The organism is Corynebacterium spheniscorum, from assembly GCF_900113445.1.
In the GTDB taxonomy this organism is placed as follows: domain Bacteria; phylum Actinomycetota; class Actinomycetes; order Mycobacteriales; family Mycobacteriaceae; genus Corynebacterium; species Corynebacterium spheniscorum.
This window is the reverse complement of the sequence record NZ_FOPJ01000004.1, coordinates 53,366-74,392: the sequence shown is the minus strand read 5'-3', so window position 1 is coordinate 74,392 and position 21,027 is coordinate 53,366. Positions and strand designations below refer to the sequence as shown.

The 21,027-nt window shown below is 56.6% G+C and carries 25 protein-coding genes; 14 read left to right on the top strand and 11 right to left on the bottom strand.

All coding sequences use genetic code 11. The annotated features are described in order from the left end of the window. Nucleotides 1-24: 24 nt before the first annotated feature. Both BMZ01_RS04390 and BMZ01_RS04385 read left to right on the top strand, forming a co-directional pair. Nucleotides 25-594, top strand: coding sequence for a GtrA family protein (locus tag BMZ01_RS04390; protein ID WP_223845915.1), 570 nt, complete (start codon nucleotides 25-27; stop codon nucleotides 592-594). Between the two features lie 103 nt (nucleotides 595-697). Beyond that, nucleotides 698-1,051, top strand: a complete 354-nt coding sequence (locus tag BMZ01_RS04385) for a hypothetical protein (protein WP_092284847.1) — start codon at nucleotides 698-700, stop codon at nucleotides 1,049-1,051. Between the two features lie 220 nt (nucleotides 1,052-1,271). On the opposite strand, the gene dapD is transcribed toward BMZ01_RS04385, so the two are convergent. The 3 genes from dapD to BMZ01_RS04370 are packed head-to-tail and all read right to left on the bottom strand — an operon-like array spanning nucleotide 1,272 to nucleotide 4,668. Continuing rightward, nucleotides 1,272-2,243: a 2,3,4,5-tetrahydropyridine-2,6-dicarboxylate N-succinyltransferase gene (gene dapD, locus BMZ01_RS04380; RefSeq protein WP_092285055.1), complete on the bottom strand. Its 972-nt coding sequence runs from the start codon at nucleotides 2,241-2,243 to the stop codon at nucleotides 1,272-1,274. Between the two features lie 5 nt (nucleotides 2,244-2,248). Next, nucleotides 2,249-3,640 (bottom strand): amino acid permease, encoded by a 1,392-nt coding sequence (locus BMZ01_RS04375; protein ID WP_092285053.1) that lies wholly within the window; start codon nucleotides 3,638-3,640, stop codon nucleotides 2,249-2,251. A gap of 41 nt (nucleotides 3,641-3,681) precedes the next feature. Further along, on the bottom strand, nucleotides 3,682-4,668 hold the full coding sequence (locus BMZ01_RS04370; protein ID WP_092284845.1) for a DapH/DapD/GlmU-related protein: 987 nt from the start codon (nucleotides 4,666-4,668) through the stop codon (nucleotides 3,682-3,684). A 167-nt stretch (nucleotides 4,669-4,835) separates the two neighbouring features. On the opposite strand from BMZ01_RS04370, the gene dapE reads away from it, so the two are divergent. The 7 genes from dapE (at nucleotide 4,836) to BMZ01_RS04335 (ending at nucleotide 9,944) form a co-directional block, all read left to right on the top strand. Further along, on the top strand, nucleotides 4,836-5,915 hold the full coding sequence (dapE, locus tag BMZ01_RS04365) for a succinyl-diaminopimelate desuccinylase (RefSeq protein ID WP_092284843.1): 1,080 nt from the start codon (nucleotides 4,836-4,838) through the stop codon (nucleotides 5,913-5,915). Between the two features lie 9 nt (nucleotides 5,916-5,924). After that, nucleotides 5,925-6,755, top strand: a complete 831-nt coding sequence (locus BMZ01_RS04360; protein ID WP_092284841.1) for an LOG family protein — start codon at nucleotides 5,925-5,927, stop codon at nucleotides 6,753-6,755. 114 nt (nucleotides 6,756-6,869) lie between these two features. Further along, a complete protein-coding gene (folP, locus tag BMZ01_RS04355) occupies nucleotides 6,870-7,685 on the top strand; it encodes a dihydropteroate synthase (RefSeq protein WP_092284839.1) in 816 nt (271 codons plus the stop codon). Next, nucleotides 7,682-8,443 carry a glucosyl-3-phosphoglycerate synthase gene (locus tag BMZ01_RS04350; RefSeq protein WP_092284837.1) on the top strand — a complete coding sequence of 254 codons (762 nt, stop codon included), beginning with the start codon at nucleotides 7,682-7,684 and terminating at the stop codon, nucleotides 8,441-8,443. Before folP ends, BMZ01_RS04350 begins: the two co-directional genes overlap by 4 nt. Nucleotides 8,444-8,470: 27 nt before the next feature. Beyond that, the gene (locus BMZ01_RS04345) at nucleotides 8,471-8,836 is read left to right on the top strand and encodes a DivIVA domain-containing protein (RefSeq protein WP_092284835.1); all 366 of its coding nucleotides are present in this window, start codon (nucleotides 8,471-8,473) and stop codon (nucleotides 8,834-8,836) included. Then, a complete protein-coding gene (locus tag BMZ01_RS04340) occupies nucleotides 8,824-8,991 on the top strand; it encodes a DUF3117 domain-containing protein (RefSeq protein ID WP_092284833.1) in 168 nt (55 codons plus the stop codon). The genes BMZ01_RS04345 and BMZ01_RS04340 overlap by 13 nt, the downstream gene beginning before the upstream one ends. An 89-nt stretch (nucleotides 8,992-9,080) precedes the next feature. Then, nucleotides 9,081-9,944 carry a methyltransferase domain-containing protein gene (locus tag BMZ01_RS04335; RefSeq protein ID WP_092284831.1) on the top strand — a complete coding sequence of 288 codons (864 nt, stop codon included), beginning with the start codon at nucleotides 9,081-9,083 and terminating at the stop codon, nucleotides 9,942-9,944. Nucleotides 9,945-9,953: 9 nt separating this feature from the next. Here BMZ01_RS04335 and BMZ01_RS04330 read toward each other — a convergent pair whose 3' ends face one another. The 3 genes from BMZ01_RS04330 to glgA all read right to left on the bottom strand — a co-directional run bounded on the left by BMZ01_RS04330 (nucleotide 9,954) and on the right by glgA (nucleotide 13,695). After that, nucleotides 9,954-11,453: a GH32 C-terminal domain-containing protein gene (locus BMZ01_RS04330; RefSeq protein ID WP_092284829.1), complete on the bottom strand. Its 1,500-nt coding sequence runs from the start codon at nucleotides 11,451-11,453 to the stop codon at nucleotides 9,954-9,956. Nucleotides 11,454-11,522: 69 nt separating this feature from the next. Beyond that, nucleotides 11,523-12,407, bottom strand: a complete 885-nt coding sequence (locus BMZ01_RS04325; protein WP_092284827.1) for a hypothetical protein — start codon at nucleotides 12,405-12,407, stop codon at nucleotides 11,523-11,525. 115 nt (nucleotides 12,408-12,522) lie between these two features. Next, entirely contained in the window at nucleotides 12,523-13,695 is a 1,173-nt protein-coding gene (gene glgA / locus BMZ01_RS04320; RefSeq protein ID WP_092284825.1) for a glycogen synthase, read from the bottom strand. 118 nt (nucleotides 13,696-13,813) lie between these two features. On the opposite strand from glgA, the gene glgC reads away from it, so the two are divergent. Then, nucleotides 13,814-15,031: a glucose-1-phosphate adenylyltransferase gene (gene glgC, locus BMZ01_RS04315; RefSeq protein ID WP_177180060.1), complete on the top strand. Its 1,218-nt coding sequence runs from the start codon at nucleotides 13,814-13,816 to the stop codon at nucleotides 15,029-15,031. A gap of 48 nt (nucleotides 15,032-15,079) precedes the next feature. Here glgC and BMZ01_RS04310 read toward each other — a convergent pair whose 3' ends face one another. Beyond that, entirely contained in the window at nucleotides 15,080-15,718 is a 639-nt protein-coding gene (locus tag BMZ01_RS04310; protein WP_092284821.1) for an O-methyltransferase, read from the bottom strand. 111 nt (nucleotides 15,719-15,829) lie between these two features. Between BMZ01_RS04310 and sigE the strand changes: the two genes are divergently transcribed. The 4 genes from sigE to tatB all read left to right on the top strand — a co-directional run bounded on the left by sigE (nucleotide 15,830) and on the right by tatB (nucleotide 18,242). Continuing rightward, nucleotides 15,830-16,525 carry an RNA polymerase sigma factor SigE gene (gene sigE, locus BMZ01_RS04305; RefSeq protein ID WP_092284819.1) on the top strand — a complete coding sequence of 232 codons (696 nt, stop codon included), beginning with the start codon at nucleotides 15,830-15,832 and terminating at the stop codon, nucleotides 16,523-16,525. Nucleotides 16,526-16,662: 137 nt separating this feature from the next. Beyond that, on the top strand, nucleotides 16,663-17,070 hold the full coding sequence (locus tag BMZ01_RS04300; protein ID WP_092284817.1) for an anti-sigma factor family protein: 408 nt from the start codon (nucleotides 16,663-16,665) through the stop codon (nucleotides 17,068-17,070). Continuing rightward, nucleotides 17,067-17,660: a DUF1707 SHOCT-like domain-containing protein gene (locus tag BMZ01_RS04295; RefSeq protein ID WP_092284815.1), complete on the top strand. Its 594-nt coding sequence runs from the start codon at nucleotides 17,067-17,069 to the stop codon at nucleotides 17,658-17,660. The genes BMZ01_RS04300 and BMZ01_RS04295 overlap by 4 nt, the downstream gene beginning before the upstream one ends. Before the next feature lie 36 nt (nucleotides 17,661-17,696). Next, entirely contained in the window at nucleotides 17,697-18,242 is a 546-nt protein-coding gene (gene tatB, locus BMZ01_RS04290; protein WP_092284813.1) for a Sec-independent protein translocase subunit TatB, read from the top strand. Here tatB and BMZ01_RS04285 read toward each other — a convergent pair. From BMZ01_RS04285 to BMZ01_RS11150, 4 genes are all read right to left on the bottom strand, one after another. Continuing rightward, nucleotides 18,235-18,426 carry a hypothetical protein gene (locus BMZ01_RS04285; protein ID WP_092284811.1) on the bottom strand — a complete coding sequence of 64 codons (192 nt, stop codon included), beginning with the start codon at nucleotides 18,424-18,426 and terminating at the stop codon, nucleotides 18,235-18,237. The two genes, tatB and BMZ01_RS04285, sit on opposite strands and share 8 nt — an antisense overlap. Before the next feature lie 466 nt (nucleotides 18,427-18,892). Next, entirely contained in the window at nucleotides 18,893-19,057 is a 165-nt protein-coding gene (locus BMZ01_RS11525; protein ID WP_092284809.1) for an integrase core domain-containing protein, read from the bottom strand. Nucleotides 19,058-19,105: 48 nt separating this feature from the next. Continuing rightward, nucleotides 19,106-19,315 (bottom strand): hypothetical protein, encoded by a 210-nt coding sequence (locus BMZ01_RS04275; protein ID WP_092284807.1) that lies wholly within the window; start codon nucleotides 19,313-19,315, stop codon nucleotides 19,106-19,108. Nucleotides 19,316-20,742: 1,427 nt separating this feature from the next. Further along, nucleotides 20,743-20,919 (bottom strand): hypothetical protein, encoded by a 177-nt coding sequence (locus tag BMZ01_RS11150; protein ID WP_177180059.1) that lies wholly within the window; start codon nucleotides 20,917-20,919, stop codon nucleotides 20,743-20,745. Nucleotides 20,920-21,027 lie beyond the last annotated feature (108 nt).

Below are 21,027 nucleotides of genomic sequence, written 5' to 3'. Positions count from 1 at the left end.
CGAACTTCTGAAGGACTTTCACGTATTGTGAGCATCAACTTGAAGGCGAATATCCGTCAATTCATCCAATTTGGGCTGGTAGGTGGCTCGGGTGTTTTGGTGAACCTCGTCGTCGCAGCCTTGAGTAAGAAGATCGCTGGGTGGGTAGCCGGCATCTCTGAGCATGATGCATTCCTCAATCTGTTTGGTTCGGCTTACCATATTCGCTGGTTTAATGTCTTCCTCACTATTGCGTTTATCGTCGCAAATACGTGGAACTATCAGCTGAATCGGATGTGGACTTTCAAAACCGCTGAAATGCGCAGCTGGTGGCGCGGATTCTTCCCCTTCTTGCTTACCGGTATTGGGGCCTTTCTGGTCAGCCAGGTCGTAGCCACACTCCTTATGAATCCCGTATCCCCGCTGTCTTTGCCGGTGGAGATTTTTGATGACTCGACGGGCTTTAGGACCAAGTTCTATTGGGCGACTGCGATCTCCATTGTGGTGGCCATGCCCGTGAACTTCCTGATCAACAAGTTCTGGACCTTCCGGAAGATCAAGCCGGTGGTGCTCAAAGAAGAAGTGCCGCCGCGCACGATCGAAGAGACTCCTTAAGGGAAATTTCCCGCCGTCTTGACCCTCGCCCCGCACCCTTTGTAGATTGAAACCCGTTATCGTTTTCAATTAGCTTTAGTGAAGGGTTGCAGCGAGCAGGCACATGTACATTTTCAATAGCGGGATTTTCTATGCGCTTATCGCGGCCTATGCAGCAGCGATCTATGTCGGTGCAGCAGGCACAGCCTTCTACCTGGGCGTAGCTGCCGGTCTGATTGTCCTGCTGGGATTAGTTGGCTGGGGGCTTAAACAGGGGTTGGGCGCAGCTAACGGAATTTTCGCCGCTGTCTTCGTTCTCGTCGCTACCGTTCTAGCGATTTTTGGCGCGGAGCTGGGACTGGCGATTGTGCTGGTTGGCTGCGCTATCTGCTTTATTGTGGTCCGCTACCGCGCTTATCAAGACCGTATTGCCGCCGCAGCGCGCACGAGGTTACCCAATCACACCAGCTCGCTCTAAGCAGCCGCTGCGACACCTCTCAGCCTCTCGTGGATCCTCAACGTAGCTCGCAGCATGAGTAAGGAAGCTCACGAGCCCCACCACAGGGGCCCCTACGGCATCGCGGGAGAAGACTATCTACCGGCACACGCAAAAGGCGCCCTCCCGAGTAGAGGAGAGCGCCTCATAATTAGCAACCACAGGCGGTTAGCAACCATAGTCGGCTAACGCCTAAGCGAGGCTAGTTCTTGTGCAGATCCTCGTTCAGCTCAACGGCAGCAGCCTTCCAAGGGCTAGCTTCCACTGCACCACTAACCGAGTTGCGGCGGAAGAGCACCCCGGAGGCACCGGAAAGCGCAGAGGCCTTAACCGAATCACCGGAGTTCACACCAGCTGCCTTAGCAACCTCACCGAGCACGGTGACCTTGGTGCCAGCGGTGACATAAAGCCCAGCTTCCACCACGCAATCATCGCCGAGGGAAATACCCACACCGGCGTTAGCGCCCAGCAGGCAACGCTTGCCTACGGAAATAACTTCCTTACCGCCACCAGACAGCGTGCCCATAATGGATGCACCGCCACCCACATCAGAACCATCGTCAACCACCACACCGGCGGAGACGCGACCTTCAACCATGGAGTTACCCAAGGTACCGGCATTGAAGTTCACAAAGCCTTCATGCATCACAGTGGTGCCTTCAGCTAGGTGCGCACCTAAGCGGATACGGTCGGCGTCGCCAATACGAACACCACTGGGGACGACATAGTCGACCATGCGCGGGAACTTATCCACCGAAAAGACAATGACCTGGCCACGAGTAGCCATGCGGGCGCGGGCGAGTTCAAAACCCTGAACCGCACAGGGGCCCTGGTTGGTCCACACCACGTTATTGAGGATCCCGAAGATCCCATCCAGGTTCTGGCCATGCGGCTTGACCAGGCGGTGCGAGAGCAGGTGCAGGCGCAGATAAGCGTCGTGCACATCTGCCGGGGGCTGCTGCAGGTCCGCAATCCGCGTCTCAACAGCTACCTTCTTTACGCCACGAAGCTCATCGACCACGCAGAGATCTTGGAATTCGGAATCCTCCAGCACGGTGGTGCCAGAAGAGTCCACATCCTTAAGCTCTGGGGCCGGGAACCAGGTATCAAGAACGGTGTCTGTATCGAGGGTGATAGTCGCGATACCACGGGCGATAGCGCCCTTAGCAGTCATGTCAGTCATGCGGCTGAGGTTACCTGATTATGAGTTTTTTTGGTGAGGAAGGATAGGGCAATCAGTACCGCAGTGACTACCACCACGGAGGTGATCTGGTTACGTGCACCCTCATCGAAGAGCATGAGCACTACCAAGCCCAGCAGCGCGGCCAAGGTAACATAGGCCAACCAGGGGAAGCCCCACATCCGCACCGTGGTGATCTCATTATTTCGCTCAAATTCTGGGTGCAGGCGCAGGTAGCTCAACACAATCATGATCCAGATGACGATCAAGCAGCCGCCGACCGCGTTCAAGAGGAACTCCAGCAGACCAGCCGGATTCCAGAATTGCAGCGCCACCGACACGAAAGCGAAGAAGACCGAGAGCACCACCGCATTAATCGGCACACCGTCCCGATTGGTCTTACGGAAGAGCTTCGGAGCATCACCGGTCATCGCTAGTGAGTGGCACAAGCGAGAAGTGCCGTAGATCTGCGCGTTGAAAGCAGAGAGCAAGGAAAGCACAATAATTGCTTCCATAAAGCCCACCACACCGGGGATATGAGCCATTTCCAGCACCCGGGTGAAGGGTGATTCTGCGGCGGAACTTGCGCCATCGATTTCGTCATAGGGCAGTAGGAAGGTAATCACTAGCACTGAGCCCAAGTAGAAGAGCGAGATACGCCAAATCACCGAACGCACCGCGGTGGCAATGGCTTCACGCGGGCGATCCGATTCCGCAGCTGCAATGGTCACAATCTCAATGCCGCCGAAGGCAAAGGCCACGGCCAATAGGCCACCGGCCACACCGGCCAAACCATTGGGCATAAACCCGTGATCACCAATGAAGTTGGTGGTGCCAATGAAATCATGGCCCGGCATCAGGCCAAAGACCAGCAAGAAACCGATGACCAAGAAGCCAACAATCACAGCGACCTTGATGAAGGCGAACCAGAACTCGAATTCACCGAAGCCGCGCACCCGCGCAAAGTTCACGATGGCGAAGAAGATCACGCACACCAGGGCCGGAATCCAGGGGTCCACCCCAAACCAGGAAGCCATGATCGCGGAGGCACCGGTCATTTCCGCGCCCAGCACCATAATCAGCATGAACCAGTACAGCCAGCCGAGGGTGAACCCAGCCCAGTGACCATAGGATTGGAAGCCGTAGGTCGAGAAAGATCCGGAAGCAGGTCGCGCTGCGGCCATTTCGCCGAGCATTTGCATGACCATGACGACGATCGCGCCGGCCACGATATAGGCCAACAAAACAGCCGGCCCGGCAACCTTAATGCCGACGCCGGTTCCTAGGAAGAGTCCCGCGCCCACCGCGGAACCCAAACCCATCATCGTCAAATGGCGCGTCTTTAGCCCTGCGCCTAAGGCCGTATTTCCAGCCGTTGTGGTGTTCGTCATGGTCAACACAGTAGCGGGAACTTTTCACATCGGGTAACCGTTTAGAGTTTCGCGCGTACTACCGGTTCGGCACGCCCCGGTTCATGAGCTACCCGCATCTTGCTTCGACCCTGCAACTCCGCCGCACGAACTAGCTGCTCAGCATCCACATCCCACACCTTGGTGTCCGGCTCCAAGATCACATTCGCGCCAATAGTGCAATGGTCTCCCAGCGATAAGCCAATTACCCCTGAAGCCACACCAAAAGTGCAATGCTCACCAATTGTTACCGGAATACGGCTACCGGTTTTATGGCGTCCCGCAAGCACTGAAGCACTTAACTCCAGGTGCGTTCCCTGTCCCAACACCACAGCAGAAGATAAACGCCCCTCAATCCTGGCAGCCCCTAAAGACCCAGAATTATAGGAAACAAAGCCTTCTCGCTGAACCACGGTTCCCGGCGCCAAATACGCCCCCAAACGCACACGTTCTGCCTCTGCAATATGCACCCCCGAGGGCACTACATAATCCACCATGCGCGGCAAACGATCAATACTATAAACGTGAATTAAGCCCCGCGACCGCAAATTCGTTCGCACAGACTCAAAATTCTCTGGGGTGCATGGACCTTTATTCGTCCACACCACATTCGCTAGGCGCTCCACCGCGCCATCCATATTTAGTTCATGGGGCTTAACTAAACGGTGCGACAATAAATGCAGGCGTAAATACACATCATGCGCATCAATCGGTTCCGCCCGCAGATCCGCAATAGTGGTGTGTACAGCCACCTGTTCTACCCGGCGATCCTCATCCAAGGTCACCAATTTCAGCATATTATTGCTTAAATCCTGCGCCCCTAAACGCACCGTTCCGGACACAATATTCGTCAACGGTTCCTGCGCCCGATGCCCCCCACGGTGCAAGCTCTTCGGCGCCTTAAATTGATTATCAGTCACCAATTCTGGATGCGGATACCAGGTGTCCAACACCGTTCCGTCCATCGCGAGGTTGGCGATACCAATCGCCTGAGCACCGTATTCAGTCATAATTTTCCAGTCTAATTCTTCTCCTAAAGTGGAACCAATCAACGCCCCCGCTTACTCGAGATCGGGGTATTGCGCGCACTTCCCGTACACCCCCGCCCGCAGTCTTCCGGGGGTATGCCAAACCTGCTCCACCCCAACCCGAGAAGCTGTTTTGTAGGCTCGTTGCCGTGGAAGCCATCGATCTTTTCGCCGACCCTATTGAATTAACCCGCCAATTGGTGGACATCCCCAGCCCCTCGCACCATGAGGAGCACATTGCGGATGTCATCGAAGCAGCACTTCGCCAACTCCCGGTAGAAGTGATGCGCCTTAAAAATACGGTGCTTGCCCGCACCCAGCGCCACCTGCCAGAACGCGTGGTGCTTGCCGGGCATATCGACACCGTCCCGATCGCCGATAATGTGCCCTCGCATCAAGAAGACGATGTCATGTTCGGCTGCGGCACCGTCGATATGAAATCCGGCCTAGCGGTGTACCTTCATGCTTTCGCCACGCTGTGTGATTCCCCGCAGCTCCAGCGCGATCTTACCGTGGTCTGCTATGAAGGCGAAGAGGTAGCCAGCGAATTCAATGGCCTCGGCTTCATTGAAAAGGATGCCCCAGAATGGCTCGAAGGTGACCTCGCCCTTTTAGGTGAACCCTCTGGTGCGATGATCGAAGCCGGTTGCCAAGGTTCCATTCGCCTGAAAATCTCAGCTCATGGGGTGCGCGCACACTCCGCACGCTCCTGGCTAGGTGATAATGCCGCCCACCATCTCACCCCAGTGATGCAACGCATTTGCGAGTATCAACCCCGCACCGTAGATATTGATGGCTGCACCTATCGTGAGGGGCTTAATATCGTGCACCTGGAATCCGGGGTGGCCACCAACACCATCCCCGATGATGCCTGGATGTTCCTCAACTTCCGCTTCGCCCCAGACCGCAGCGTCGAAGAAGCCCTCCAACACCTCCACGAGGTTCTCCGCCTCGATGAGCTTGAAAATATTAGCTTCGTCATCGATGACGCCGTCGGTGGCGCACTGCCTGGCCTTGAACAGCCCGTCACCACACCCCTCATCAAAGCCGCCGGCGGCTTCCGCGCGAAATTCGGCTGGACCGACGTGGCACGCTTCTCGGCACTCGGTGTCCCCGCCTTGAACTTCGGCCCAGGTGACCCAAGCTTCGCGCACAAGCGTGATGAACAATGTCCAGTCGAGATGATCACCCAAGTCAACGATATTTTGCAGGAATATCTGACAACCTAAGGAACAACTATGGCTAATGCAGAGATCCGTCCCCCACGCGATGGCAAGCGCATGCTGCGCGGCCCCATGCTGCTGCGCGCGGATGGGCAACAAACCTCCACCTATGATCAACGCCTGCTCGAATACGGTGCCGACCATGATTGGCTCCACGCTGACCCCTGGCGCATCCTGCGCATCCAATCCGAATTCGTCACCGGATTTGATGCTTTAGCAGACTTGCCACGGGCCGTTACCGTCTTCGGCTCAGCACGTGTGGAACCAGGCCACCCCTACTATGAGCAAGGCGTGGAGGTCGGCCAAAAACTCGCCGAAGCTGGCTACGCCGTCGTCACCGGCGGTGGCCCCGGACTGATGGAAGCCGCCAACCGCGGCGCCCAAGAAGCCGGTGGGCTGTCGGTTGGTTTAGGCATTGAGCTTCCCCATGAACAACACCTCAATGACTATGTGGACCTGGGCCTAAACTTCCGCTATTTCTTCGCCCGCAAGACCATGTTCTTGAAGTACTCCGAGGCCTTCGTATGTCTCCCGGGCGGCTATGGCACCCTCGATGAACTCGCCGAGGTACTCTGCATGGTCCAAACCGGGAAGGTCACTAACTTCCCCATCGTCCTGGTCGGCTCCGCCTTCTGGGGCCCCTTGGTGGAGTGGTTCCATGAGCGCCTCCGCGAAGAAGGCCTGATTAGCCCCGATGACACCGAACTCTTCTTAGTCACCGACTCCGTGGCAGACGCAGTGGAATTCATTGAATGCACTCACGCTGGCCGCCCACCAGAAGAGTGCCCCGCCATTGGGCGTCAACGCCGCGGCGAACCCGGTGGGTTGATGTACCACCGCGATTAAAACCTCGCCTGTGTCGCCCTGTCGTGTTCTCTTTCATGGCAGGGCTTTATTAATGTTGATGTCGCCACTCCAACCAGAAGGAAAAACTTGCCCGCATACGCTCGCCCCCTGGTCATGGGCATCATCAACCGCACCCCAGACTCTTTTTATGACCGCGGAGAAACCTTCGACCCCACTGATGCACTGAAGAAAGTCGAAAAGCTCATCACCGATGGCGCCGACATTATTGATATCGGCGGGGTCAAAGCTGGCCCCGGCGATAATGTGGATGAAGCCGAAGAAATCCGCCGGGTCATCCCCACCATCCAAGCAGTCCATGAGCGTTATCCCCACACCGTGCTCTCGGTTGATACCTGGCGCCCAGCAGTTGCTGAAGCTGCAGTCAGCGCTGGCGCACGACTCATTAATGACACCTGGGCTGGCTTCGAACCTGATCTTCCCCTCGTAGCCGGTGCCTTGAGGGCAGGCTATGTGTGTTCCCATACCGGTGGAGCCACCCCACGCACCCGCCCACACCGCGTGCATTACGACGATGTCGTCAAAGACGTCATCGAAGAGACCACCGCGCTAGCCGAAAAAGCCTTAGCCGCTGGTGCACCGCGTGAGCTGGTGTTCATTGACCCCACCCATGACTTCGGTAAAAACACCTACCACGGTTTGGAGTTATTGCGCCGGGTAAGCGAACTTGTTGATACCGGCTATCCGGTTTTAATGGCTTTGAGCAATAAGGACTTTGTTGCTGAAACCACCGGGCGCTTCGATGTAGAAGAACGCCTCGCCGGCACGTTGGCTGCCACCGCCTGGGCAGCCCAACATGGGGTCGCTGCTTTCCGGGTACACCACGTCAAAGAAACGGTCGATACCCTACGCATGATCGCCGCCATTCAAGGTGACGCCGCCCCAGTGCACACGATTAGGGGACTGGCATGAAACGTGTATCGGTTATTATCCCCGCACTAAATGAAAGCGACACCATTGCTGCGGTCATTGACGCCATCGCCAACGATAATCCCGGGGAAATCCTGGTCATCGATGCTGACTCGGTGGATAGGACAGCGCTAATCGCTGCCCAACATGGTGCCACCGTCCTTAATTGGCGGGAGATCCTCGCAGAAGAACCCTGGCCCGGTAAGGGCGAATCCCTATGGCGTGGGGTAGCAGCCGCGAACGGCGAGATCATTGTTTTCATCGACGCTGACCTGAAAAACCCCCAACCGGGGATGGTGAAAGCACTCGCGCAGCCACTGCTAGAAGACAGCTCGCTGCACATGGTGCGCGCCACCTACCGTCGCACCTTCCGCGGCCAACCCACCGGTGGTGGGCGGGTCACCGAGTTAACGGCGCGCCCCTTATTGAAGCTTCTCTATCCGGAGCTTTCGCATATCACCCAACCTTTAGGTGGGGAGTATGCGCTTAGGCGCACCACCGCCACACTGGTGCCCTTCGTAGCGGGCTATGGGGTAGAGGTTGGGCTCTTATTAGATATCGCGCAGCGCTTTGGCCCAGAAAGTATCGTAGAAGTTGATCTTGGGGTACGAAGCCACCGCAATAAAACCTTAGCGGAATTAGCGCCCATGGCTGAGATAGTTGCCCGCACAATCCTTTCGCGCACGCTAAGTAATCAGAATCCGCCCCCGGAGCGTGCTCCTTTGGCTGATAAGATCGACGGCAGCGCATCCCGCGGTTAGGCAACCCCAAACATGGAAGGAAGCTCAATGCTCCCATGGATCATCTTTATTATTGCTGCGATCCTGTGCACCGCTTTAGCGACCGCAGTCTTCGGTGGGGTCCTCAACGGCGGATCGCTTAAGCAAGTACCCGTTGATTCGCAGAAAATCAGTGCCGCGAATACCGCTCTCATTCAGGAAGGAAACGCCGAGGGTGTGCGTTTTGAGGTGGTTTATCGCGGGTACCGCCCAACCCAAGTAGATGAGGTCATTGCCCAGCTCAACACCGAAATTCGTGAGCTGCGGGAAGAAAATTCTCGGCTACGCGCGCCGAGAAAGGACTACTATGGGAACGGTATGCACCCCAGCTCGGAAACTTCGGACAAGGAGCCTGAACACACATGGCAGCGATGAAGCCCAGGACCGGCAACGGCCCCATGGAAGCAGTAGAGGAAAGCCGCAAGATCGTCATGCGCATCCCCTCTGACGGCGGCGGCCGCTTGGTCATCGAATTGACTAAGGAGGAAGCTGCCGAGCTCGGTGGTTTGCTTCTCCAAGCAGCAGAGTAACTACCCCGCGTGCCCTTGTTTTCACGCACAACGTCGATCACCCGCATCGACGTTGTGTTTTTCTGCGCCCCTTCGACGAACAGAACCCCATGCTTGCTGATATCCTCGACCTCCTAGCCGACCCCAACGGTGAGCCCCTGGAGTTCTCCGAAAAAGGACTCCACGCCCACGGCCGCACCTACCCCATAGCGGATGCCGGCTACGCCATCTTCCTCCTCGAAGACACCTCCGAGGAAACCTCCCAGGGCGATGACCCAGCAATGCTGCACGCCCGCGAAGCCTTCCTCTCCCGCGGACACTTCGCCCCCTTCGTCGAAGAAGTCAGCGCCGCTGTGCACGACGCCATTGATGAAGCCGGTATCCCGGAAGAAGACACCCCGGTGATCTGCGAGATCGGTGCCGGCACCGGCTACTACCTAGCCCATAACCTCGACGAGGTTTATGGCGCCATCGGCATCGGCATTGATATCTCATCCGCAGCGGCAGAACACCTAGCCAGTTGCCACCCCCGGGTCGGCGCTGTGGTCGCGGATGCCCGCCAACGCCTCCCACTCCACGACGGCGTCGTCGATGCGCTTACCGTGATCTTCTCCCCACATAACGCCGCTGAATGCGCCCGCGTACTCGCCCCCACCGGGCAGCTCATTGTGTTGCTGCCTGAACCCGGGCATCTCAAAGAACTACGCCAACCCCTGGGCATTCGCGATGTGGAACCCGGGGGAGTAGCGGAGTTCCGTGAGCAGGCTGCCGAAGCGGGATTGGTCTTCGCGGCGGAACCCCGCACCATTGAATTCAGCATGCGCTTGGATCGCGAATCCATTAAAGCTCAGATCGGTATGAGCCCTTCGGCCCGCGATATCCCTGAAGATGAGCTTGCTGAACGCGCCGCGCAGCTACCACCGGCCATGACGGTCAGCGCCAAGGCCAGCTTGCTGCGCTTCCGCAAAAGCTAACGCACTAAGCTAACGCACCGGGCCTTCGTATTCACCGAAGTCTTCCGGCAACCCAGCGGAACTAAAATCCTCCGGGAAGTGCTGGAAGGCCCGGAGGATCTTAGCCCCGCCGCTTTCTTCCACCTCAAAGCGTGGGGTACCGCCGTCGAAGTACACGCGGCTAGCCATGGCAACCATCCCGCCATCAGCAAAAACCTCCACCGTGGAACCATCCACAAAAATGGACAAAGAATCCGTGTCGCCTTCCTCCAAGGTGGCAACCGCCGGCTCATCAAGTGGGCCTTCATCCCGATGGTGCGGATTCATCGAACGATCCAAAGTCAAGGTATCCCCGCGGTGCGTGACCGTTGCACACACGCGATCCGCCCCATCCAGGATCTCCACCTTCAACGCAGAGCCCTCCGGCACATCACATAACCCAATCCACGCTGCGGCGTGCTTGGTATCAGCAATCGCATCGGTTAGCCCCGGGGGAGGGGTCTGGTAAATCTTGCCGCCCTGCAAAGTAATCAGCCGCGGGAAGCTTAAGCAATTCGCCCAACCTTCAGCCCGCAAGCTCAAATGCAAGGTGGGGTCATCAAAGCGCCCAATGCCATTTAATAGCCCAAAAATCATGGCGCGTTCATAGCGCTGACCAGTCGGAATCGTGCCCGGGGTGACATTGGTATTACGCGGGCGCACAAAATCATGCCCTTGATCAATGCTGGTAAAAGGCGTGGTCACATGGAAGGTATTGCCCTCAAAGCGGCCCACCAAATAACCAGAAATATCCACCCCATCCTGCTCGCAGGTCACCAGCACCACATCATAAATGCGGTCATCAACCTCATCGCGCAAACGCACAATCCGGGGGCTGACCACCCGCTCAATATCTTCCAGCCCCGAAGCCCCCTCAATCTTCCAGGGACCCAAAAACTCCCAGCTACGGCCATCCTCAGAGCGCAGCATCACCGGCACCGGATGATCACTAGGCCCGGTCACCGCCAGCATCAACCAGCCTTCGTGGCCTTCATCGCGGTCATCCTGGCTAATCCAATCCGGCACCACACAAGGCGAACGGAAATTCTCGAATTCCCCCAGATCATCAATGATGATGCCAAGGCGCTTCACATTCGGATCCACAAAACTAGGATCATCAGCCACCTCATGGCCAATGCTATTCACATCCTCAATCCGCGCCAGCCCAATCGCAGTATCCTGATTCGGGCCCGCCTTGCGCACCGAGGTGTAATAAATATTCAGCGCCTGGCCTTCTGCCACCACGCTTCCGGCGCGCACCATCACTTCATCGCCTTCAGGTGCCAGCACATCATCACAGAACTCCCATTCAAAGGGGTTCTCCGCACCCATAATGTGGCCCCAGCGGGCTGGCTTATCCACCCGCGGGCGGAATTGCGCAAATAAATGCCAGGTATCGCGATCCAGTAGCGCCCCGGCGGGGGCGTCAAGTACACCTACCTCAGGGGTCACATGGAGTTCAGGGCGGTGGATACTACGCGGTGTAGTCATATTGGGTGCGTTCCTCCTGGCGAAGTGTCAATACATGCCCGAGGATAGTGATGTTGCACCAAACATGCGCTAGTCCCCGCAGGGTGCTACCCGCCTGCCCGCACTGAGCGCGCCCTCCACGTCACAAAAACTCAACTCAAAACCCGCCATCTTCGCCACCCCATCTACAACCCCAAATTTCAGCATTTCTCCAGCTTGTAGGCCCTGCGGAAACTCTTCAGTATCCAGCAGCTTCACAGCCCGTACCTTCAGCTCAAACTCACCGTGGTCCCGCCCACCATCAACCTGCGTCAACACACCCTCAAACTCCATTATCGTTCGCGCCGGCCCCGCATTCACCCGCACGCTCACCGCCCCATCCGGGGTGATCTGCATACCTCGAGAATGCTCCGTCCACTGTCCCAACAGCCAGGTCGGCACGTACCTAAACGCTTCTGCTTTCGGCAGTGCTCGATATGGCGGCCGGAAGAAAGTGTGGTTAAACCCCCAGGTTTCTTCCGGAGCCATCACAAACCCTTCTGTCTGCGAGCGCCGCACAATCAACCCCGGATTCGTCGACCCTTCGAACTCATAACCCCCCAAACTCAGTACCTCACCAGCCCGCAGCTGCCGCGCCTCCTCCGGCCGCACCCGCACATCCGCCGCCTTCACACACGCCACATCCACGACCTTGTCCTCCTCCCACGTCAACAAGGTCGTATCCGCACACCGCTCCACACCCCGCAAACGCCCCTCCCACGCACACCGCAGCACCCCATCGCTCCAACACACACCCGGCTGCCCAGCCACAGCCACCGCCCAATGAATATTTTCGCTCCCCGAGATCGTCCTTCCGCGGGCGTTCTCATTCTGCGGCGAGGAGCTAGTGACGGCAGACGACGGTGGTTGAGTTTCACGGGAGTCAGAGCATCCCACCAGTAGCAGTGCCGCGCAAAAGAGCACACCGGATTTCATACACCCAAGTATTACCCTTCTTCGATTCACATGCATAGAAACACAGGGTGTAGTCACCCCTAAAGTAGCTAAAGGGATATATCGCAGTACCCCACCGCGATATATCCCTGTTCGCCTAGATGAGTGATTTATAAATATCTACCGTCTGTTGCGCAATAGTTGCCCAAGAGAATTCTTCCACGGCCCGCTCGCGGCCCTTCTTTCCGAATTCCTTAGCCTTGGCACGATCCGCCACCATAGCATTCACCTGCTCAGCCAAATCCTTCTCAAAGCTGGCCGCATCAGCTTCGTCATAGTGCACCAAGGTGCCGGTATCACCATCAACCACAACCTCAGGGATACCGCCCACATCAGAGGCCACCACCGCAGTACCGCAGGCCATCGCCTCCAGGTTCACAATGCCCAAGGGCTCATAGATAGAGGGGCACACAAAGGTATCCGCAGCAGTTAAAATCTCCTGGATCTTCGGTTGCGGCAGCATATCCTGCACCCAGTGGATCCCCTCGCGCTTAGCCTGCAACTCCTCCACCAAAGCAGTAGTACGAGCCGCAATCTCCGGGGTATCCGGGGCCCCAGCGCACAACACCAACTGCACGCCCTCATCAAAGTCCGCAGCGGCCTTCACCAGGTGCTCCACACCCTTTTGCCTGGTGATGCGGCCAACGAAGGCCACAATCGGGCGATCCGGATCCACACCCAATTGCTTGAGCACCGAATCCTCCGCCTCATCCAAGGTCGGACGCGGCTGCCACAGCTGGGTATCAATACCATTGAGCACCACATGGATGCGCTCCTCCGCAATGCGCGGATAAGCCTCCAAAATGGCGTCCTTCATCTTCGCCGACACCGCAATCACCGCATCGGCATACTCCATGGTGTTCTTCTCAGACCAAGAACTCACCTCGTAGCCGCCCCCTAATTGCTCCCGCTTCCAGGGGCGATGCGGCTCCAAAGAGTGCGCGGTCGCCACATGCGGAATGCCATGCAGCTTGCCGGCTAGGTGCCCGCCCAACCCCGCATACCAGGTATGCGAATGCACCACATCCACATTATTTGCTGCTTCCGCCATCCGCAGGCCTGTCGACAGCGTCTTAATCGCCGGATTCGCCTCTTCTAAGGCCGGGTCCACACCATGAACATATACGCCTTCAGCGTCTCGCGGAGCCCCCATGCAATGCACATCCACTGGCACAATCTCGCGCATGAAGCGAGTTAATTCAGTGACATGTACACCCGCGCCCCCATAAACTTCCGGCGGATACTCTTTAGTCATCATTCCAACTCTCATAAGCACCAGCTTAGGTTGAAACACCCCCAGGTGCCGAAATCACCGAATGGGGGTATCTGTGTCATGTACCACGCCACTAATACGGCGCGAAACTCAAAAAACTAATAAGTTGGAAAGAGTGAGAAGCCAACCGAATGTCCTAGCCATTGTTCTCGCCGGCGGCGAAGGAAAACGCCTCTTCCCCCTAACCGAAGACCGCGCCAAACCAGCCGTTCCTTTCGGCGGGACCTATCGTCTTATCGACTTTGTATTGTCGAACCTAGCCAACGCCGGTTACCTCAAAATCGCGGTGTTGACTCAATACAAGTCCCACTCGCTGGACCGCCACATTTCCCAGGCGTGGCAGCTATTGGGGCCCACCAGTCAATACATCGCCTCGGTTCCGGCACAGCAACGCCTCGGCAAGCGCTGGTTCACCGGCTCCGCCGATGCCTTGCTGCAATCTCTCAACCTCATTTATGACGAGAACCCCGAATACGTCATCGTCTTCGGCGCGGACCACGTCTACCGCATGGATCCCGAGCAAATGGTGGAGCAGCATATCGCCTCCGGCAAGGCCTGCACCGTCGCCGGGATCCGCATCCCGCGCAGCGAAGCGTCCGCCTTCGGCTGCATCCAAGCTGAAGAAGACGGCACCATCTCGGAGTTCCTCGAAAAGCCCGAGAACCCGCCGGCAGTCCCGGATGACCCCGAGGTCACCTACGCCTCCATGGGTAATTATGTCTTCACCACCGAAGCACTCATCCGGGCACTTCACGATGATGAAGAAAACCCGGACTCCACCCACGACATGGGCGGCGACATCATTCCTTATTTCGTTTCCCGCAATGAGGCTGGTGTCTATGACTTCTCCGCCAATGAGGTCCCCGGCGCCACCGACCGCGACCGCGGCTACTGGCGTGACGTCGGTACCATCGACGCCTTCTACGAGGCCCACATGGACCTGATCTCCGTGCACCCCATCTTCAACCTCTACAACAACAAGTGGCCCATCCGCTCGACGGACCGCCAGAACCTGCCTCCTGCAAAGTTCGTCCAAGGCGGTATTGCGCAATCCTCCATGGTCGCGCCGGGCTGCATCATCTCCGGCGGTACGGTCCGCAATTCCGTGCTCTCCACCGGAGTTCATGTTGAAGAAGGCGCCACGGTTGAAGGTTCCGTGCTCATGCCAGGTGTTCGCGTGGGTAAGGGAGCCGTGGTTCGCCACGCCATCCTCGATAAGAACGTCAAGGTCCGCGAAGGCGAGATCCTTGGCGTCGATCGTGCCCGCGATGCTGAACGCTTCACCGTATCTGCCGGTGGCGTTGTCGTCGTCGGGAAGAACGAAACCGTCTAGCCCAAACAAAAGTAGCCCCCGCAAAAGCGGGGGCTACTTTTATGCCCACTAGGGAGTGGTTTTGGTAACCAAGGTCATCCCAGCCCCCAAAGGCAAACGGCTCACCACCGCACCTTCCAAGGAATTAATCAGCGCATCGGCTTCCCGAGCGGAGACCGTCAAACGATCCTTCCGACTTTCATCAGCCAACGTGCCATCTAAGAGGGCATCCGCCATAATCAGCACGCCACCTTCGGTAAGCAGCGGCCAGGCGGTAGTAACCATGGCGCACATATCCATTGGTGAAGCGTCCACATAAATCAGTTGATAAGAGGCCTCCGCTAAGCGCCCCATCACCTCAAGTGGGCGGGAGGGTAAGAAGCGATAACGCGAGGGGGAATAACCAGCATCGCGGAAGGTTTGGCGAGCTTGACGTTGATGCTCAGCCTCCGGATCAATGCAGGTCAAGATCCCGGTGGAATCCAAGCCCTTCAATATATATAGGCCCACCACTGAAGCTGCTGGGGTGACCGCCACCGCACCGGTGCTCCGCGAGTTCCGGGTCATCGCGGTCAGCGCGGTTAAGAGCTGGCCGGTCATAATATCCGGCACTGTTAAGCCAAACTCCTCAGCATCTTGCCGTGCGTTGTGGAGTGCTTCATCTTCGTTGGCGGTGGACTCAATATAAGAACTCAAGGCAGGATTCACGGCTTTAAGTCTAAAGGCATGAGCAGCCGCGGGGGTAGATGGGTGTGACTGCCAGGAAATGTCCAGGTTCCCATATGGAGTTCCAAAGCATAATCCGGCACAATAACAACCATGACAGCACGCAAGCCCCGCACTTCGGTCCCTTCGCGTGCCCAGAACGTTGATACTACGGAGAACATCATCGATCAAAAAGCAGCCTCCCAAACAACACCCGAAACTCAACCGGACCAAGAGCTGCAAGGAACCGCCGCCTTCGACGCCGGCACCGGCACCATGCCTAGCTGGGGTGAACTCGTTGCCGAACATGCCGACAGTGTTTACCGCCTGGCCTATCGCCTCTCCGGTAACCCCCATGATGCTGAAGACCTCACCCAGGAAACCTTCATGCGAGTATTCCGCTCCTTGAAGAACTACCGCCCGGGTACCTTCGAAGGCTGGCTGCACCGCATCACCACTAACCTCTTCCTCGATATGGTGCGCCACCGCGCCCGCATCCGCATGGAAGCCCTACCCGAGGACTATGAACGCGTCCCCGGCAATGAGCTCACCCCAGAGCAGGCCTATAGCGTCACGCACCTCGACCCCGTCCTCCAACGTGCCCTGGATGAACTCGGACCTGATTTCCGAGTCGCCGTGGTGCTCTGCGACGTGGTCGGCATGAGCTATGACGAGATTGCCGATACCCTCGGCGTGAAGATGGGTACCGTGCGTTCCCGTATCCACCGCGGACGTAGCCAATTGCGCGCCAGCCTGGAGAAAGCCGCGGCCCACGATAGTGATGCACAGCTGTTGATCCCCAGTCGCTAAACACATTCATTGAAGCGGTGTCCTTTGTTAAGGGCACCGCTTTTGTGAATTATCTCCAGCGGTTTATCCAAGCATTTTCTTTAGTATCCGCCTACAGTGGGGAAGAAAGAACACGAAGGAGGTGGTTTGTTTCCGCCATGCAGAAGCTACCTAAAAGACGCAAAGAATTCGCTTCCATCGAGCACCTAAGCCCTGAAGCTGTCGCCGCATACGTCGACAAGGAACTCACCCCCGCCGCTGTTCGCCGCGCTGAGAATCATCTCATGGATTGCCCAGAGTGCCGCGCCGAAGTAGAACGCCAATGCCGCGCCGCCGCAGCCCTGCAGGCCTGCTCCCAAGTTGATAGCACCCTGCACGCACCGAGTGATCTCATAGCCAAACTCGCTGGCATTGAAGTGTCTTGCCCTCAAGGGCCCAAGGCCTGCTTGCCGCCAGATGCACCGGACCGCGAACGCATCAAAGAACTCTTTAATACCCATCTCAGCGGTATCGCGGGCCGTATGCGTAAAAAGACCCAGAAGCACTCGCACCCGGAGAACTTATGACCACCCCTGATCCGCTGTATCCCTTGAGACAGGAAACTCAAGCGGTCTTAGAAAGAGCAGTGGGGGAGGGTCGCCTTGATCTAGGAGAGTTCAGCGAACTCGCTGGCTTGGTGTGGTCTACCGAAGACCCGAAGCAATTAGAAAAACTCATTCTGGAGTCGCACGTCGGCTCTGAACTTTCTCCCTTTGGTGAACCTCCCGCTCCACGAGAGGCTTCTGGTACCGCCATCGCGGTCTTGAGTGACCATAAACGAACCGGTAACTGGGTGATCCCGAAGGAAATGACCGTAGTGTCAGTACTTGGGGATGTTAACTTAGATCTCTGCGAAGCTACGCCTTCGTCTCTAGAGATCGTTATCAATGCAACCTTGGTGCTCAGCGACCTGAAAATAACCGTGCCACCCGGCGTCCAAGTTTATAGCGACAACAATGCAATCCTGTCGGACAACAAGATTGAATCCAGCGCCCCGCTACCCGGCGCACCCAAGGTGTTCATCAAGGGGCTCAGCGTTTTAAGCGATATCAAGGTGAAGGTTAACGACCCCAATACCCAAGAAACCTCCTGGTGGAGGCGCGTTTTAGGCAGCTAGCATGCCGAAGTATAGGGCGAGCGCTAAGGTGGATGTGTGTTTTCAAATATTGGCTGGTTTGAGATCTTCGGGATCCTCATCGTGGGCCTCATTGTCCTAGGCCCCGAACGCCTCCCCGAGGTGGTCAAGGATGTGCGTGCGGCACTATTCGCTGCCCGCAAAGCCATCAATAACGCCAAGAAAGAACTCGATGGCGAGTTCGGCCAAGAATTTGAAGAATTTAAAAAACCCATCGGCCAGCTTGCTGCCCTGCAGCGCATGGGCCCCAAAGCGGCACTCACCAAAGCCCTCTTTGATGGTGATGGCGAATTCCTCGATAGCTTCGATCCCCGGAAAATCATGGCCGAGGATACAGCTGGCCAGGCTTATCGCCAGAGCATGAATGCCCCGGAAAGCTACCAGGTGCAGCGCTCATCCGTACCGATGAACCAACAGGTGCCGCCCCCAACACCGGCACCGCCAACCCGCCCGGCCCCAACCCCGCCCCAGCAGGCGGCTGCCCCGCAGCAGCCCGCGCCGGCCCCACAAGATCCGCCACAACCGCATAGCCGTGGCGAATTCTCCTGGGATGATATTACGTAGTCAGAAGCTCGCGCTTTTTGACATGGTTGACGGCAATGGCAGCGAGGATGGTTACGGCAAAGAAGATCTCGCCCGTAACTACCGAGCCATTTCTACCGGCTAGCCAGATGGCAAGGAATGCCCCCATGACGCCGACGACAATTGCGTTGGGGTGAATGCGGGGAATGCTGCTGTTATCAGCCATTGTGGCGCTCCTCAGTTGCGGGGTTTAAGTGCTCTGGCTCATATTTTAATCCTCGAGAACGATCTTATCCAGAGGTTCGGAAAATTTACTCGGTACAAACACTTTTCCCTCGATTCGTCGAGTGATTGTGCAGTCGGATTCCATCCTTGTTGAGATCTAACCATCGAAAAAGGCAGGACCGGGGCGATAAATATAGGTGGTAGCTTCTAGCCTGGAATGGGGTCTCAGTTCAGTTGGAGAAAACATGACCGGTTGGGATTCGATCGTTTTCGTTCCGGTTGTCAGTGAACCCGGTGGCAGCTGGTAATTCAATATTAGGTGTCGGTGGTTCTGGTTATAACGCTCTGGAGGCCTGCTGTATGGGTTGTGGTCTGGTCTGAGTTTTCGGACGGTTTAGCTTAATAGTTGCGGGTTTTGTTGGCGCTGTTTTCAGGCTTGTGTGAAGGCTGCCGGGGAGTTGGTAGGCCTACGCGGAATGTGGATGGTAGTTGTTGTACCGATCGGACCACGCTGCTAGGCAGCAGTCTAGACCAGCACAATCTTCCAATAGGTTATCTTCTAGCACTTCCTCGCGCATCCGGTTGGGCAGCGATTCGACGAATCCATTCTGCCAAGGCCTGACTGGGGGGATAAACGCCTAGACGGTGCTGTCTTCTTTTGCCTGGGCCGCCAGCGCAGGTCAGGTGAGCTCTGGCCAGTTGTCCATTCGGATAACTGCAGGTCGGCCACGTTCGCGGGCGAAGGTGTCTGGTAATTCGATAACCATGCTGGCGGGCAGTTTCTTGTCAATGGCAACCCCGATATGTACTCGGGTGCATTCATCGATAACGTAGAGAATCTTCATCGCGTGGCCTGGATACAGCAACTGTGCGCATTGTGGGTTGTTCACGGGAAACCCCGCAGGTTTTCTTCTCGCAATAGCTGTCAGAGAGCATCGTGGTCGATTCGAATCCTTCGGCGTTGGCGTACTCCCACGCTCGCCGGTGGCCCCACCGGTGAGCGTCGCGGCGAACTCGCGCAGCCAAGCGTGTACGGCGGCATTCTTATCACCTTCCGTTTGATTCTGATTATCGGTAATGTGGGCGTGATTTCGGCGTTTAGTCTGGTAGGCGTCGTAGGTTGAGCGGGAAAGCGCAGCGACTTGGCACGCCAATCGTTGGTTATAGCCCGATTGGGTCAACGTATAGGCAGCGATATGCCGGTCGACTGGCTTAGAATCTATTTTTCCGGCAACTCCTTGAACGCGGCTCTTTCAATTTAGCTGCACCCTGAAGCTTCTTCAGCCGCCCGTTTTACTGTCGCAACCCGAACAGTTCTATTGCTTCGCTACGGCCCAACTGGCGGTAATTACGGAGACAACGAACCAGCACAGCCTCGCTGGCTTCAAGCTCGCGGGCGATGTCGCCCTTAGACAGCCCCGATGCGGCTTGCTGCTCGGCTTTCGAGCTGCGCAACGATCTGCACACGGGTGTGCTCAGAGAACCTCTTCATGAGTCGATCTCTCATGTTCCATTAGCAAGGTGGGTTGTAAGGCGACTATCAAGCTAATCGGTCGGATATTCCCAGACCAGGCCAGTTGGAGGCAGCCTGGTTGGTCAGTAGTTTTATAATTACTACTACTAGTCAGAGAGCGGTTTGTATGCCTAAGAGGTATCCCAAGGAGAATCGAGAGGATGTGATTCGGAGTGCGCTAGCGAGGGATCCGGATGTCCCACTGACTTAGGTTGCCCATGATTTTGGGGTTCATGCTGGTAACTTTGATAAGTGGCTACGCGCAGAACGTATTGCAAACGGCGCGCAGGAAACTGTGAATCGTAAAGAGTCCCAAGAGTTGCGTCAGGTTCAGGGCGACAAGCGTTTAATTGGGTAGAGTAACCAGTTACTGCGGCGTTTACTAGACCCATCCAGCTGAATCACAGTGGTGATTTCCAAGTTGAGAATACTCTGCCCAGCGAGAGTGCTTTGGAAAAATTCCCGCAGCAATATCTTCCGGGTCGTTCGAGCCAGATTGGCATGTTTTAGGACAACTGGCACAAGAAAAGGCACTTATATCGCACGTAGTGGTCGGAAGATATTAGTCATTAGAAAATATAAAACGATTATTTTGACGCGGGAGTGTGGTTGAATTAATGAAGATTTCAAGGCTGGTCAAAGTCTTAGAGGTCGACCCCCTCCTCACGTGTGTGAAATCGCCTAGCAACCTAGCATGCAGGTAGTCGAAAGTTTCGGCGCATAGTGCCTGCTAAACGCCGCAAAGACCTGCACTGGTAAAACGAAAGCGAAGCGGTGGGAGGGGGTCCTAGTCCAGTCTCGAACCTAATCCTGCCTGAAATGATTCACTGCAAACGCCCCAATTAAGGCAAGGGCGAGGAAGATTTCACCGGCGATGACCGATTGGTTTCTTCCAGCTATAAACACCGACAGAAAAGCTCCCATGATCGCGACAGTGATGGCGTTTGGATGGACAGCTTTTCTACTCGATTTCTCAGACACAGCGAGTACCCTCCACTTGACCCCACCAATTGTAGTCAAAGCGGATGCTGCCCGGGCACTTACGGTGGTGACTTAGATACACCGTGGCTGCAGTGATGATTGCTCCGA

What these genes read in the sequence shown, in the direction of transcription:
- BMZ01_RS04285 (WP_092284811.1), bottom strand. Translation starts at nt 18,426, where the DNA reads ATGGCTGATAACAGCAGCATTCCCCGCATTCACCCCAACGCAATTGTC.
- BMZ01_RS04295 (WP_092284815.1), top strand. Translation starts at nt 17,067, where the DNA reads ATGACCACCCCTGATCCGCTGTATCCCTTGAGACAGGAAACTCAAGCG.
- folP (WP_092284839.1), top strand. Translation starts at nt 6,870, where the DNA reads ATGGGCATCATCAACCGCACCCCAGACTCTTTTTATGACCGCGGAGAA.
- BMZ01_RS04340 (WP_092284833.1), top strand. Translation starts at nt 8,824, where the DNA reads ATGGCAGCGATGAAGCCCAGGACCGGCAACGGCCCCATGGAAGCAGTA.
- BMZ01_RS04300 (WP_092284817.1), top strand. Translation starts at nt 16,663, where the DNA reads ATGCAGAAGCTACCTAAAAGACGCAAAGAATTCGCTTCCATCGAGCAC.
- BMZ01_RS04350 (WP_092284837.1), top strand. Translation starts at nt 7,682, where the DNA reads ATGAAACGTGTATCGGTTATTATCCCCGCACTAAATGAAAGCGACACC.
- BMZ01_RS04360 (WP_092284841.1), top strand. Translation starts at nt 5,925, where the DNA reads ATGGCTAATGCAGAGATCCGTCCCCCACGCGATGGCAAGCGCATGCTG.
- BMZ01_RS04370 (WP_092284845.1), bottom strand. Translation starts at nt 4,668, where the DNA reads ATGACTGAATACGGTGCTCAGGCGATTGGTATCGCCAACCTCGCGATG.
- glgA (WP_092284825.1), bottom strand. Translation starts at nt 13,695, where the DNA reads ATGAGAGTTGGAATGATGACTAAAGAGTATCCGCCGGAAGTTTATGGG.
- BMZ01_RS04330 (WP_092284829.1), bottom strand. Translation starts at nt 11,453, where the DNA reads ATGACTACACCGCGTAGTATCCACCGCCCTGAACTCCATGTGACCCCT.
- BMZ01_RS04325 (WP_092284827.1), bottom strand. Translation starts at nt 12,407, where the DNA reads ATGAAATCCGGTGTGCTCTTTTGCGCGGCACTGCTACTGGTGGGATGC.
- sigE (WP_092284819.1), top strand. Translation starts at nt 15,830, where the DNA reads ATGACAGCACGCAAGCCCCGCACTTCGGTCCCTTCGCGTGCCCAGAAC.
- BMZ01_RS04335 (WP_092284831.1), top strand. Translation starts at nt 9,081, where the DNA reads ATGCTTGCTGATATCCTCGACCTCCTAGCCGACCCCAACGGTGAGCCC.
- dapD (WP_092285055.1), bottom strand. Translation starts at nt 2,243, where the DNA reads ATGACTGCTAAGGGCGCTATCGCCCGTGGTATCGCGACTATCACCCTC.
- BMZ01_RS04385 (WP_092284847.1), top strand. Translation starts at nt 698, where the DNA reads ATGTACATTTTCAATAGCGGGATTTTCTATGCGCTTATCGCGGCCTAT.
- BMZ01_RS04375 (WP_092285053.1), bottom strand. Translation starts at nt 3,640, where the DNA reads ATGACGAACACCACAACGGCTGGAAATACGGCCTTAGGCGCAGGGCTA.
- BMZ01_RS04345 (WP_092284835.1), top strand. Translation starts at nt 8,471, where the DNA reads ATGCTCCCATGGATCATCTTTATTATTGCTGCGATCCTGTGCACCGCT.